The organism is Oleiphilus sp. HI0079 (assembly GCF_001635105.1).
Genome location: NZ_LWFT01000448.1, coordinates 1 through 342, shown reverse-complemented (window position 1 = coordinate 342; position 342 = coordinate 1). Strand labels below are relative to the sequence as shown.

Below are 342 nucleotides of genomic sequence, written 5' to 3'. Positions count from 1 at the left end.
CCTAGTCCAACGCGAGGAACATCATTCCACATGCTAGAGTAATGTTGCCAAACCTCTGAAAAGTAATGCGCGCTGTCGTCCCAGTTAGTAAAACGCTCGCCTGCATCGCTATCGCCATGGCCTTGAGCATTGCTCAGGAATAGATCGAAGTGTTTGGACAAGGGCCCTAAAAACTTCTCATACACCAAACCATTAAACCCGTTCCCATGTAAAAAATGGATCACAGGTTTTCCGGAGGGCGGTGTGTAGTGGCCACGAAGCTTAAAACCGCCAGAAACCTCGTACTGCCAGGGTTCCAGGCCAGCTATAAACCTCGATATTTCTTCTCTCACTAAGCACTCC

Annotated in this window: 1 protein-coding gene; it reads right to left on the bottom strand. The window is 48.8% G+C overall.

Going from position 1 to position 342, the window contains the following annotated elements; translation table 11 throughout:
- Window positions 1-224 (bottom strand): alpha/beta fold hydrolase (locus A3750_RS05875; RefSeq protein WP_369819927.1); only part of this gene is annotated, 224 nt, incomplete at its 3' end.
- Between the last annotated feature and the right edge of the window lie 118 nt (window positions 225-342).